This is a genomic window from Streptococcus ictaluri 707-05 (assembly GCF_000188015.2).
GTDB lineage: Bacteria > Bacillota > Bacilli > Lactobacillales > Streptococcaceae > Streptococcus > Streptococcus ictaluri.
This window is the reverse complement of the sequence record NZ_AEUX02000004.1, coordinates 1-13515: the sequence shown is the minus strand read 5'-3', so window position 1 is coordinate 13515 and position 13515 is coordinate 1. Positions and strand designations below refer to the sequence as shown.

Annotated in this window: 14 protein-coding genes and 1 pseudogene; 10 read left to right on the top strand and 5 right to left on the bottom strand. The window is 35.6% G+C overall.

The annotated features are described in order from the left end of the window. The 7 genes and pseudogenes from STRIC_RS02705 to STRIC_RS11530 all read left to right on the top strand — a co-directional run bounded on the left by STRIC_RS02705 (window position 1) and on the right by STRIC_RS11530 (window position 7831). Window positions 1–1749 (top strand): annotated as a pseudogene (locus tag STRIC_RS02705) (ABC transporter ATP-binding protein). Beyond that, window positions 1739–3478 (top strand): ABC transporter ATP-binding protein, encoded by a 1740-nt coding sequence (locus STRIC_RS02700; protein WP_156033576.1) that lies wholly within the window; start codon window positions 1739–1741, stop codon window positions 3476–3478. Before STRIC_RS02705 ends, STRIC_RS02700 begins: the two are co-directional and overlap by 11 nt. Before the next feature lie 935 nt (window positions 3479–4413). Beyond that, the gene (locus STRIC_RS02690; RefSeq protein ID WP_008087874.1) at window positions 4414–4941 is read left to right on the top strand and encodes a Dps family protein; all 528 of its coding nucleotides are present in this window, start codon (window positions 4414–4416) and stop codon (window positions 4939–4941) included. A 137-nt stretch (window positions 4942–5078) separates the two neighbouring features. Continuing rightward, complete coding sequence (locus tag STRIC_RS02685) at window positions 5079–5291, top strand: YqgQ family protein (RefSeq protein WP_008087853.1); 213 nt, start codon at window positions 5079–5081, stop codon at window positions 5289–5291. After that, window positions 5288–6259 carry an ROK family glucokinase gene (locus STRIC_RS02680; protein ID WP_008087979.1) on the top strand — a complete coding sequence of 324 codons (972 nt, stop codon included), beginning with the start codon at window positions 5288–5290 and terminating at the stop codon, window positions 6257–6259. Before STRIC_RS02685 ends, STRIC_RS02680 begins: the two co-directional genes overlap by 4 nt. A gap of 9 nt (window positions 6260–6268) precedes the next feature. After that, complete coding sequence (locus STRIC_RS02675; RefSeq protein WP_008087868.1) at window positions 6269–6658, top strand: rhodanese-like domain-containing protein; 390 nt, start codon at window positions 6269–6271, stop codon at window positions 6656–6658. A gap of 150 nt (window positions 6659–6808) precedes the next feature. After that, window positions 6809–7831 carry a hypothetical protein gene (locus STRIC_RS11530; RefSeq protein WP_008087867.1) on the top strand — a complete coding sequence of 341 codons (1023 nt, stop codon included), beginning with the start codon at window positions 6809–6811 and terminating at the stop codon, window positions 7829–7831. 284 nt (window positions 7832–8115) lie between these two features. Here the strand turns inward: STRIC_RS11530 and STRIC_RS02665 are convergent, their stop codons facing one another. Continuing rightward, a complete protein-coding gene (locus STRIC_RS02665) occupies window positions 8116–9147 on the bottom strand; it encodes a tyrosine-type recombinase/integrase (protein WP_008087884.1) in 1032 nt (343 codons plus the stop codon). Between the two features lie 218 nt (window positions 9148–9365). Beyond that, window positions 9366–9656, bottom strand: a complete 291-nt coding sequence (locus STRIC_RS02660) for a hypothetical protein (protein ID WP_008087894.1) — start codon at window positions 9654–9656, stop codon at window positions 9366–9368. A 275-nt stretch (window positions 9657–9931) separates the two neighbouring features. Between STRIC_RS02660 and STRIC_RS02655 the strand changes: the two genes are divergently transcribed. Beyond that, window positions 9932–10954 (top strand): IS30 family transposase, encoded by a 1023-nt coding sequence (locus STRIC_RS02655; RefSeq protein WP_200857365.1) that lies wholly within the window; start codon window positions 9932–9934, stop codon window positions 10952–10954. A 19-nt stretch (window positions 10955–10973) separates the two neighbouring features. On the opposite strand, the gene STRIC_RS02650 is transcribed toward STRIC_RS02655, so the two are convergent. From STRIC_RS02650 to STRIC_RS02640, 3 genes are all read right to left on the bottom strand, one after another. Beyond that, entirely contained in the window at window positions 10974–11432 is a 459-nt protein-coding gene (locus STRIC_RS02650) for a hypothetical protein (RefSeq protein ID WP_008088011.1), read from the bottom strand. A gap of 111 nt (window positions 11433–11543) precedes the next feature. After that, a complete protein-coding gene (locus STRIC_RS02645) occupies window positions 11544–12332 on the bottom strand; it encodes a LexA family transcriptional regulator (protein WP_008087996.1) in 789 nt (262 codons plus the stop codon). 189 nt (window positions 12333–12521) lie between these two features. Beyond that, window positions 12522–13010 carry a hypothetical protein gene (locus STRIC_RS02640; RefSeq protein ID WP_234944184.1) on the bottom strand — a complete coding sequence of 163 codons (489 nt, stop codon included), beginning with the start codon at window positions 13008–13010 and terminating at the stop codon, window positions 12522–12524. A 26-nt stretch (window positions 13011–13036) separates the two neighbouring features. Between STRIC_RS02640 and STRIC_RS02635 the strand changes: the two genes are divergently transcribed. Beyond that, complete coding sequence (locus STRIC_RS02635; protein ID WP_008087836.1) at window positions 13037–13267, top strand: helix-turn-helix transcriptional regulator; 231 nt, start codon at window positions 13037–13039, stop codon at window positions 13265–13267. 10 nt (window positions 13268–13277) lie between these two features. Then, the coding region (locus tag STRIC_RS02630; protein WP_040831885.1) for a hypothetical protein at window positions 13278–13515 on the top strand (238 nt) is incomplete at its 3' end.

Here is a 13515-nt window from a genome sequence, read left to right as displayed (position 1 = left end):
ATGTCTATTATTAAGCACTTGTAGTGGTTTTTTAAAGAAGAGAAGAAACCCTATTTAACTGGAATTTTATCCTTAAGCTTAGTGGCACTACTAAACCTCATTCCCCCTAAAATTATGGGATCGGTGATAGATGCGATTACAGCAAGAAGCTTGAGTAAGCAGGTCCTAATCTTACAACTGTTTTATTTGGTTTTAGCAGCTTTAGCCATGTATTTATTACGCTATCTTTGGCGTATTTGTATTTTTGGAACTTCTTATCGCTTAGGGAGAGTTATGCGTTTTAAGCTCTTTCAACACTTCATGAAAATGTCACCTTCTTTTTATCAAAACTATCGAACGGGTGATTTAATGGCTCATGCCACCAATGATATCAATGCCTTGACGCGATTAGCAGGAGCAGGAGTAATGTCAGCAGTAGATGCTTCTGTAACTGCCATTGTAACCTTAATAACCATGCTTTTTACCATTTCATGGCAAATGACTGTGATTGCAGTACTTCCTTTACCACTAATGGCTTATGCGACTAGTCGACTGGGACGAAAAACTCACAGGGCTTTTGGCGAATCTCAAGCTGCCTTTTCTGAGTTGAACAATAAAGTCCAAGAAAGCGTCTCTGGTATCAAGGTAACTAAGTCTTTTAGTTATCAAGCTGATGAATCAGAGTCTTTCAAAGCCATTAATCAGATGACCTTTCAAAAAAACATGAGAACCATGTTTTATGATGTCATGTTTGACCCAGTAGTACTTCTTTTCATTGGCTTATCCTATGTTTTAATCCTAGCTATGGGAGCACTGATGATAAAGGTTAACCACATTACCATTGGAAGTTTGGTGACCTTTATGACCTACTTAGATATGCTAGTTTGGCCTCTAATGGCAGTTGGTTTTTTGTTTAACATGATTCAAAGGGGATCCGTTTCTTATGAACGCATCTCAGGACTCTTACAAGAAGTCTCTGACGTTCAAGACAGTGATCAGGTTCTTGATAGTATTTCTAATGGCCCCTTGCAATACAATATTGATCAGTTTTCATATGAAGATGAGACGACTCTTTCTGATATTCATTTTAAATTGGATCAAGGACAAACCTTGGGTTTGGTTGGGCAGACAGGTTCAGGTAAGACTACGCTCATCAAGCTCTTATTAAGAGAGTATGATCTTGATGAGGGACAAATTCTTTTAAACCATCATAATATCAAAGACTATCGCTTGGCTGATTTAAGAAAACTGATTGGCTATGTGCCTCAAGATCAGTTTTTGTTTGCGACAAGTATCTTAGAAAATGTCCGTTTTGGTAATCCTAGCTTAAGTTTAGAAGAGGTCGTAGCTGCTACAAAATTGTCTCAAGTGTATGAAGATATCAAGGCTATGCCAAAGACTTTTGACACTTTGATAGGTGAAAAAGGGGTGTCTTTGTCAGGTGGTCAAAAGCAACGTATCGCTATGAGTCGTGCCATGATTCTTGACCCAGATATCTTAATTTTAGATGACTCTTTATCGGCAGTAGATGCAAAAACAGAACATCATATTATCGAAAATCTCAAGCAAAAACGTCAGCATAAAACCACCATTATTTCTGCTCACCGATTGAGTGCAGTGGTACATGCCGATTTAATTCTAGTCATGCAAAATGGTTGCATTATCGAACGCGGTCGACACGAGGACTTAATAAAGGTAAATGGTTGGTATGCCAAGACTTATCTTGCCCAACAGATGGAAATGGAGGTGACAGCTGATGATGCCAACTAGTCAGTGGCAAATTTTTAAGCGATTGTTAACTTATTTGAGGCCATACAAGTGGTTGACAGGACTTGCCCTAAGCCTTTTGTTGTTAACGACTATTATTCGTAGCTTGATACCTTTGGTGGCATCTCGTTTTATTGATCATTACCTGACTGACTTTAATCAAGCTGCTATCCTACTCTTATTGGCTTATTATGGGATGTATCTGTTTCAAAGTCTCATTCAGTATCTAGGAAATCTTTTTTTTGCTAGAGTTTCTTATAGTATTGTAAGAGACATTCGTCAAGATGCTTTTGATAATATGGAAAGATTAGGCATGTCTTATTTTGACAAGACGCCTTCAGGATCTATTGTGTCACGCCTAACTAACGATACAGAAGCTATCAGTGATATGTTTTCGGGCATCTTATCAAGTTTTATTACTGCCATCTTTATTTTTTCAGTTACCTTATATACTATGTTAGTTCTGGATGTCAAGTTAACAATCATCGTTGTTCTTTTTCTTCCTTTTATTGTGATTTTGGTGACTGTATATCGTCAAAAATCTGTGACTGTCATTGCTAAAACCAGATGCCTGCTTAGTCAGATTAATAGTAAATTAGCTGAAAGCATTGAAGGCATTCGAATCATTCAAGCATTTGGACAAGAAGAGCGCTTGAAAGAAGAGTTTGAAGTGATTAATAAAGAACATGTTCGCTATGCCAATCAGTCTGTAGCTTTAGATAGTCTCTTTTTACGACCAGCCATGTCCTTTCTCAAGTTATTAGCCTATGCTGTTTTGATGGCTTATTTTGGCTTTAAGGGAATTAATGGAGCAATAACAGCTGGTGTCATGTATGCTTTCATTCAATACATTAATCGACTATTTGATCCTCTCATTGAAGTGACTCAAAATTTTTCAACCCTCCAAACCTCTATGGTTTCAGCGGGAAGAGTCTTTCAATTGATTGATGAAGCAACTTTAGAGCCGACTCAAGAAGGGCAGGAAGATAGCATTCAAGAAGGAAATGTTTGCTTTAAAGACGTTTTGTTTTCATATGATGGCAAACATCAGGTTCTAGATAAAGTCTCCTTTAGTGTTAAAAAAGGAGAGACTATTGCTTTTGTTGGGGCTACATGGTCTGGGAAATCCTCTATTATTAATGTTCTGATGCGTTTTTACGAGTTTCAATCGGGGCAGATTCTGATTGATGGCAAAGATATTCGTGAGTATTCATCAAGTGCTTTGAGACAATCCATTGGACTTGTCTTGCAAGATCCCTTTTTATATCATGGAACCATTGCTTCAAACATTAGGATGTATCAGGATTTGAGCGAGGAAGCTGTTCGGGCAGCTGCTGAATTTGTTGATGCGGATGATTTTATTCAACAATTGCCTGAAAAATACCAGGCTCCCGTATCAGAACGCGGGTCTAGTTTCTCAACTGGTCAACGGCAGCTCCTAGCCTTTGCAAGAACAATTGCTAGTCAACCGAAACTCTTGATTTTAGATGAAGCGACAGCCAATATTGACTCAGAAACAGAAACCATTGTTCAGGCTTCTTTAGCCAAAATGAGAAAAGGTCGCACAACCATTGCTATAGCACATCGTCTGTCTACTATTCAAGATGCTAATTGTATTTATGTGCTTGACAAAGGACGGATCGTAGAAGACGGCACTCATGATCAGCTTCTTAAGCAAAAAGGTTATTATTACAAGATGTATCAACTTCAAGCGGGTATGTTAGAGGCATAAGCAGAGCAGTTCAACTCCAGTTGGACTGCTCTTAATGTTTGCTAGATACAAAGAAGGATAATGACAAATGAGGTACTGAGATAAGGAATAAAAGGGATTTTTTTGACTCTAAAGAATAAGCAGGCCAAAATAGCTAAGCAAGAGGCCAGTTGAATCAGCCATAAGAGACTTGTCGTAGGAAGAAGCAAACTTAAACTAGCCAAATAAAGAAAATCACCTGAACCAATATGAAGTGGAAAAAGTTGAGTAATTAGAGCTAAGAGTAAGAAAATTAGGCATAAAAAATGGAATGAAGAAAAAAAGATTTGTCCTATAAAGCTAACCAACCAGATGACAAATGGATATTGCATCTCTTGCAGATCAAAGCGACTAAGTAGCAAGGATAAACTTAGCAAATAAAGTTCAGTAGCAGAAAAATATCCCTTATAAGTAAACAGAAATAAGAGACCCATTAAACACTCAAGATAAGCTTTGTGATTTTGTTTAAGGTGATATTTTATCAGGTAGTGGCTGGAAAAAGGTAAAAAATAAGAACTAATTGCTCTCCAAAATGTTTTCTTACAATTAGGATATGAAAAAGACTGATGAGATGTTTGTGAAAACAAGGAAAAGAGAACTGTTAACAGGTTTCCTACTAGAAAACCAGTATAAAAAATCAAAATAGCTAACATACTTATTTATTCGAAAAGAAGTCAATTCCTTGCAATCTTTTTATAATCGTTGTAGAATAGAAGTATAAAACGAGAATGATTCTAATTAAGTTTTCGGAAAATCAAAGCTACTGATCTTGTTTTCCTTTTGAAAGCTTTTAGGATTAATCCGTTGTTGTCGAATTGGACTTAGAAAAAAGCATCTGATTGGAAAAAATGATTTAGCAATCATCCTTCCAGTTGCCCAATTCTTGGCTTTTATTTCAAAAAGTAAGGAGAATTATTATGACAAACACACTCGTTGACAAAATTTACGCATCTGTAACCCACAATATTTCTAAAAAAGAAACATCAAGTAATGAAAAAACAAAGGCTGTTTTAAATCAGGCCGTAGCAGATCTTTCTGTAGCAGCTTCAATTGTTCACCAAGTGCATTGGTATATGCGCGGACCAGGCTTTTTATACCTTCACCCAAAAATGGATGAACTTTTAGATGGTTTAAATGAAGACTTGGATGTCATGAGCGAACGTCTGATTACTATTGGTGGGGCGCCTCATTCAACCTTGGCAGAGTTTAGCCAACACTCAAAATTAGACGAATCAAAAGGTAGCTTTGACAAATCCATGGCGCAACATTTGGCACGTCTGGTAGAAGTCTACATTTACCTAAGCAGTCTTTATCAAGTAGGGCTTGATATTACAGATGAAGAAGGGGATGCTGTTACAAATGACATCTTCACAGCTGCAAAAAACACAGCTGAAAAAACCATTTGGATGCTACAAGCTGAACGAGGACAAGGTCCTGCCATTTAATAGACATCAAAGAATCTGGAGTTTTCCAGGTTCTTTTAGTTTTCTTGAAAAATAAAGAAACTCAATTTTCAGAAATATAGAAAGCGATTGCATAATGATCTTGTAATCTTGATGATATTTTGCTAAAATTTACTTATATGAAAACATTATATGATGTGCAACAACTCTTAAAAAATTTCGGTATTTTTGTTTATCTTGGAAAGCGCCTATATGACATTGAAATGATGAAAATAGAGCTGAAAAGACTATATGATAACCAATTAATTGATAAAGAAGATTATTTACAAGCTGAATTAGTTTTAAGACGCGAGCACAGGCTAGAATTAAAAAAAGAGGGAAGAGAAAAATGAGTCAAAAGTTATTGGGAATTGATCTGGGAGGGACAACCATCAAGTTTGGTATCTTAACACTAGAAGGTGAAGTTCAAGAGAAATGGGCTATTGAGACCAATATCCTAGATGGCGGGAAGCAGATTGTTCCTGATATTGTAGCCTCCTTAAAACATAGACTGGATTTATATGGTTTAAGCAAAGAAGATTTTGTAGGGATTGGCATGGGGTCACCTGGGGCAGTTGACCGAGACGCTAAGACAGTTGCGGGTGCCTTTAACTTAAACTGGAAAGAAACCCAAGAAGTAGGTTCTGTTATTGAAAAGGAAATAGGAATTCCATTTGCTATTGATAATGATGCGAATGTGGCTGCACTTGGAGAGCGTTGGGTTGGTGCAGGTGAAAATAACCCTGATGTCGTTTTCATGACCCTTGGAACAGGAGTCGGTGGAGGGATCATTGCCCAAGGAAATCTGATTCATGGAGTCGCGGGTGCTGGTGGTGAAATTGGTCATATGATTGTTGAGCCTCAAAATGGCTTCGCTTGTACTTGCGGTTCAAGTGGTTGTTTAGAAACAGTTGCTTCTGCTACAGGTGTGGTTAGAGTAGCTCGATTATTAGCAGAAGCCTATGAAGGTGACTCAGCAATTAAAGCAGCTATTGATAATGGGGAATCTGTAACAAGTAAAGATGTCTTTATGGCAGCTGAAGCTGGCGATGGCTTTGCTAATTCTGTTGTGGAAAAAGTTAGTTATTATCTAGGCTTAGCATCAGCTAATATTGCTAATATCCTTAATCCAGATTCAGTCGTGATTGGAGGAGGGGTTTCAGCCGCCGGGGAATTTTTGCGTTCACGCATTGAAAAGAATTTTGAAACCTTCACTTTCCCTCAAGTACGTCATTCTACAAAAATTAAAATGGCAGAGTTAGGCAATGATGCTGGTATTATTGGAGCTGCAAGCTTAGTAAGAGATTTTAGTAAAGAATAGGAGTTACGAATGTCACCATTGACCATTATCACTTGGCTCATTTTAGTTGCCATTGTGGCATATTATGTTTGGAATTACTTTACTTACAAGAAGATGGCTAAACAAGTTGATAATCAAACCTTTCAAACTTTAATGAGACAAGGGCAAGTTATTGATTTGCGAGACCCAGCTGCCTTTAGAGCAAAACATATCTTAGGAGCTCGTAACTTTCCTGTTCAGCAATTTGATACTGCCATCAAAGCCTTAAGAAAAGATAAGCCTGTTTTGTTATATGAAAATGCTCGTCCACAGTACCGTATTAGAGCTGCCAAAAAGTTACAAAAAGCAGGGTATAATGATATTTATGTTTTAAAAGAAAGTATTGATTACTGGGATGGTAAAGTAAAAACACTTAAATAAGGTTCTCAATTATTAGACAAGACAAAAACGATCTAAAAGGTCGTTTTTTAATTTGTTTTTAAAATAATTAATAAAATATAATTAAAATATTGACTATTGATTAACTTTAAGTTGAAATAATATTATTAAAACATAAAAAGGAGATGTTCGATGACAAGAAAAATGAAACGTTTTAGTAAAGTTCTTGCTCTTAATTCATTACTATTATTTGCATTTGCGGCTGGAAATAGTGTAAATGCTCAAAGTGCTTATACTCAAGATGGTAAGATTGACCTTTGGTGGAATAATAATGGAGATGTGAGTAAATACGTTGACTACACACGAGTGGTAAATGATAAGGATGTCGAATGGACAATCACATTTAACAAATCACAAGAAGGATGGTCGCATCCAGATTATGCCATCTTTTTACCTAAAGGGGTAGAGATGCCTGAATTTATTGAGATTAAAAGAGAAGCTCCACATGGCCAAAAATCAATTACGGGCAAACAATCTACGCAGTGGTTTTATGATTTTAATTCTCAAAGATCAGAATTTGATAAGGAATGGGAAAAATTTCCTGGGAAAACTGGATCAAGTTATGAGTTAGATAAATTTACAAAGATAAAAGATTCTGGTGATTTCTCAAGAGTCCTTGTTGAACACGATGATTTCTATAGTAATGATAAAGTAACTTGGACATTTAAAACTAAAAAAACAAGTGATTATGATTACCATAATTATCAAGATAAAACAGCATTTTTAGCTGGTATGCAACAAACAAGGGGGACTTACTATAACCCTAGTTTTAAAGGTGAGCTAAGCAAGGTGGGAGTTTCATTAGGAGCATCTCACAAAAAATATAATGCTATTAATGAGGGAGCCTATAGTTTATTTAATAAAGGCACTTCATTAGAAGATATTGTGAAGTATATGCAGAAAAAGAATATTGTTCCGTCAGATTCTGAAATTGAATTAAGTGAGGATGAAAAAGGAGAGGTTTCAGTTAACCGATTTGAGCCCTTGTTCGAAGATAAAAATGTCTACATGTACAAATCAAAAACGCCAGAGGAAATAGAAAAAATTAAACAAGAAGAGATAGAAAAAAATAAGCAAGAAGAAGCTAGAAAGAACAGATATAAAAATAGGAGAAGATCAAGTGGGTCAAGATTGTGGGACCCATACTTGAGATAATGACATAAACTTTTTAGGAATTTATCAATGAAGAAGAAAACGTTAAACTGATTTGTTAACCTTTCAGGTCTGGTTTGGTGTTTTCTTTTTTTCTCTTCGTTTCTAAGATAAGAAATGGCAAGTCATTATTTGAAAACATTTACAGTAGGTGAATTTCTACTTTTTGTCAAAAAGTGTGTTATACTTATTTAGTTAAAAAACAAACCTCTAAGAATGGCTTTTTAATAGCGTTCTCAGGGGTTTGTTTTTGATTTTTTTAACAAAAGGGGCTTGTAAGGTGCATGTTATAGCACAAAATTATCTAGCTTTTCAGTTAGTTCTTTTTTCATGTTACTAGTTACATGGGAATATATCTCTAAAGTCATTTTTGAGTCACTGTGTCCGACCCTATCCATAATCTGCTTTATAGGGACCCTCATTTCGGCCAAGAGAGAGATGTGGGCATGCCTAAAAAGATGGCTAGTGATTTTAAAGTTAAATCCTAAACTTTCCCCCGCTTTACCTAAAACAGTATTAAAAGATGGAAGTGGCAGCGGTGATCCGCTTTTGGTGATAAAAATATATTTTTCCTTATTATCTGTCTTGTAAAACTTCATAGCATTATTGATAAGAGTTTCGTTGATTAACTCGAGGACACCATCAGTGACAACTACATCTCTATGCGAATTAACTGTCTTTGTAGCTCCCTTAGTTTTCGTTACATAGTCATAAGTGCCGTTGATATGTATTATATTATTTTCCCAGTCTATATCTTGCTCACGTAGCCCACACAATTCCCCATATCGCATGCCCGTTTGGTAAAGTATACTCACCATCCTGGCATGGTGATAATTTTTAGGTCTTTGATTAAAGTAATCAACAATTTTTTTAACATCTTTTTTGTCTAGATATTTGCTATCCAATACCTCCGTGACTCTTTTATTTTTGTGGTATTTTACAAATTCAATCTCATTTTTAGTGATACAACCGATGCGCATACCATACTTATAAACATTTTTGAGTCTTGTGTAATACTTGTTGAGAGTTTCGTTTGCATAGTTTTTAGCAAAAATAGCATTGACGATTTTTTGTAGGAGTAACCTATCTATATTATTGACAATGCATCCTTTAGGGAAGAGCTTTAATAAATTTTTATCTATACTTCTAAAGATTCGCTTACTAGTATTGCGTACAGTTAGTTCCCATTCAACTCGATACGCGGAGAATAACTCTTCAACACTCATATCAGATGATATGCTGTTAGATGACACTAAGCTAATTTTCTCGTTTAAGTGCTTCTGTACTTTTTTTCGAGATTGCGGTGTATCTCTATCCATTGTTACAGATTTTTTCTTACGTCTACCTGTATTGTATATGGATCTTTATAGTATTCAATAAATTTAAATTTTCCGTTATCTAAAATTTCTACATGCATTTGATTATGCCTTTCATTTTTGATAAAATAGGCATAAGAAAACGAGCCTTTTTAATGCTTGTTTCTTATGTTAGTTACGCCCTGCGCTCGGACCGACCAAAGTTGAGCGTGGGGCTTTTTTTATTTGTCATTTAACTTTTTCAATTCATTGATGATTTGCTGGTTTTGATCCATGAGGATCCAGTTTTGTTTAACTATCGTCGACAAATACCCAACTTTTGTTTGTTCCTCTATTTTAGAAAAACTTAAAGCTAAAGAAGCACGTCCTAATCCTTGAGCCGAAAGATCATTAACAATATTTTTAATAGGTTCTGCATATTTGTCTGGTAAGTTACTGATTCCGTGCTGTTCTAAATATATTTCTGCCATTGATTTTTTTGGACTTTTTTCGTTTTTGTTAAATAATCCCATTTTTTCTCCTAAACACTGAGCTATAAGCTTAATTTTGACTTTGCTCTAAAATTATTTCGAGTTTTTCTTGCAAATCATTTATTTTAGACAAACTTCTACCTCTGTCGTTTGAGTAGTAGTTGATTTCGTCGTAAATTCTATTGACACTTGATGGAGCATTTAGCGAATTTAAGTAATCATTTATTTGTCCCGCGTTGTAAAATGAAGTGCAACAAAAAAGACATGTTCGTCTGATATACTAGAATTCCCCAATTCAGTATGGAAAGCAGATGAACATGTCCAACATTAATTCTACCAGAAAATCATCCTATTCTCATCTTTCAGCCACAGAACGGGGTGAAATTGCTGCTTATCTTAAAATGGGAAAGAAACCCGCTGAGATTGCTCGACTCTTGGGTCGTCACCGTTCTACAATCTGCCGAGAAATAAAACGTGGTTCAGTAGAACAGGTAAAGGATAAGAATGGAAAACAAACCTTCTTCAACGCCTATTTCGCTGATAGTGGGCAACGTGTCTATGAAACCAATCGTCAAAAGAGTTCTTATCTCAAGTTGAATAACTGCTCCGCTAGGTTCATTGAACAATTAGAATCTGCCTTGACGGCTAACATTCGTCTCCATAGTGTGGATAGTTTTGTTCAGACTTACAAAGTGAACCATCCTGAAGAAGTCGTCCCCTCTACCAAAACGATTTATCGTTATATCAAAGAGGGGGTATTAGCTATTAAACCAATCGATTTGCCTAAGATGGTTAGTATCAGAAAACGTTCTAAGAAAGTCATGAAGACGAATAAGAAGACTTTAGGTAAATCTATCGAAGAACGTCCAGAATATATTAATGATCGTTCTGAATTTGGGCATTGGGAGATTGATTTGGTTCTCGGCAAGAAAACCAAAGGTGAAGCTGTTATGTTGACTTTGGTAGAGCGCCAGACACGCTATGCACTAGGAGTTAAGCTAGAAGACAAGCAATCCCAAACCATTAACCGTGCTGTCACGCATCTCATCAGTCAGTATCCTATTGCATCCATCACAGCGGATAATGGTTCTGAGTTTAGTTTACTCTCAAACTTAGAAGCTGTTGAAGTTTACTTTGCACATCCCTATTCTTCACATGAGAGAGGAAAAAACGAGAACTTCAATGGCCTCCTCAGAGAATATGTCCCTAAAGGAGTCTCACTTAATCCACTAACCTCTGAAGAACTTGACAATTATATTACTGCCATCAATGAGCGCCCAAGACGACTTCTTCAATATCAATCCTCAAAATTCCTGTTTGAGCTATCCCGAACAGCTTAACATCTGGAACTCTAGTTATCTATGAACTGGTTGCACTTGACTTGACAACTTGCGAATCAATCATTTTATCACAATATCGCACATTTTCTTTATGATATTTTATCTCAGATTTATAAACAAGGATATCAAATTTTGTTTTATTCCAATTAGGGAAGTCAATATCTAGGCAAAGTGGATATCTTTTTGCAGAGTGAATATCCCAAAGAGTAATATACTTTTCATAAATTTCTCTACCTTGTTCTGTAAGTGATGTTTTTTCGGATTGATCTATTAACCATCCTCTTTTTTTAAATTGAAAAGTCAATTTTTCGGCATTTATGCTGTAATTTGTAAAAAAATACTTAGGAATTGCTACTGTTGACTTACGTCCATTTTTTGTTTTTCCCCACCAAACTAACAGAAGAAGCTCTCTAAGTTTAAAACCTTCATCCGTCCGATAACTGTCGTCATATTTCGGAAAATCATAAGGCCTCCCCAAAGCATCGGCAATGCTAGGACTTTGCTGTAACAGTTGATAGTATTTGTCTGTATAGTAATTAAAATCATCGTCACTAAAAGAAGATAAACTTAAGCAATCCCATAACGTACCTCAATATTCTTTTGGCATAAAGTTGCCAACGATTTTACCTATAATTCGTGGATCTTCACTAAAAGGAGCGAATTTGTCATGATACTTTTTGTTTAAGGAGACTAGCTTCAAACCTTCTTTTTCTCTATAAACTTTTTTAATATAGGTTTGTCCATCCCATTCAACAGCATAGATACCACCATCATAATCAAAACCAGTTTGTTTTATAAGTACAACCTCACCATTTAGATAAGTTGGTTCCATCGAATCTCCGAAGACCCACGATGCAAAATCGTAATCCAGTTCTTCTTCGTAAAAAACAGTGTCATAATTTCCATCTCCGAAGTAACCATAACCTGTACCAGCCGAAAGTTTTTCATATACTCTATACTCGTATAACTTTTCTTCTATGGATGTTATCTTATTTTTTTGCTCTTTTAATTGCTCAGTAGCGTAGTCTAAAACCTTTTGTTTACGAGGGACGTTTAATTCTACCACCGTCGAAGTTATTTTTTTGACGAGTGGAGAAGTTGGTATCTTGAGTTCGTGATTCTTTTTACGAGAAGCAAACCTTGGGTCTATATCCGATTTCATTAAACCAAAATAATCAGCTATCTTTTGGACGTTACCAGGGATTGGTAAAGATGTCCCTTTTACATATCCTGTAAGCGTGCTAGGTGGGATTCCTGTAGCTTTTGAAAGTTCAACTTGCTTTGTATTCGTTTCATTGAGCAAATTATTAAGTTTGCTCGAAAAGAATTGCATCGCCTCGATTTCCTGAGGGGTTAACTTACCTCTTCCTCTTGCCATTATTTTTCCTTTCGAATTTTTATACTTATATAATATCGTTTTAAATCGTATTTGTAAATAATATTTTTAAAATAAATACGATTTTTTTCGGAAAAACATTCGCCATACGATTTAATTCGTAGTATACTATAGTCAAGCTTAAGGAATTAAGCAAAACAAAAACTCCCAAGAGGGAGTGGAAAGGGTGGGTTAGAATGGCAGTGGTCTTTCAGGTCTTAGGGGTTTGTTATGGGTTTCTAGTGATAAAAATCTGGGACCGATATAGTTTTTTTTGTTCCCCAAAAAGTTCTCTAAAGTGGATTTGGATAAGTTTGGTAAGCTTAGCTTTTGGGATAATACTGTTCCTTCTGTTAGCAATTGTTCAATAATGAGGTCAAATAATTCAGAGGCTTTTTTTGCAAATATTTCATAATCATAATCGTATTCAGCGTTACGATAAAAATGTAAAGAGGTTGCAGAATTTAGGGTGTATTCAGAGTATTTCATAGCAACTGATACAGGTAATTTTTCAAAATTTTTTAACAATAAGTTTGTCAGAAAATCTTGTGTATTTGTTGTATATCTAGTAAATGCCACTAGCCAATAATAACTTTTGTTATTGAATGATTGCGAATTCATCCACTTTATTAACGGTACATAGAGAGTTAGGTATATTTCTTTTTCTTCATCAAATTTCAATTATATCACAGAAAGGGGGTGGGATAATGACGAAAATGACACTAAGAGTGCTACGCGTTAATTATAGTCTTAGCGCTAAAGAAGTTGCGCAAGAGCTTGGTATTCACCATCAAACTTTATTAAAATACGAAATTGATAGTAGCAAGATCCCTGTATCGCTACTAAATGAATTGGCAGATTTTTATAAAGTAGATGTTAATAATATTTTTTTAGGCAATAAATACGATTTAAATCATATAAAACAATTACAACACTAGAAAGGACAATATGAACGAACTAGAAAACAAAATAAATGAACTTGAAGAAATAGTAATCAACATGGATGAAGTAGCTGTAGTGATTCCATGGAAGGTAGCAAAAAACCTACTACAAAGAGCAGGTTATTTATCAGAAGAGGAACGCAGATTGTTGCAGTGGAAATTTGGAGATTCTCCCCACCAAGGTAAACGTTCCGAAAAAGTCCGCAATATGCTAGAGGGACTTAGGAATAGTGGAAATTCCGAGA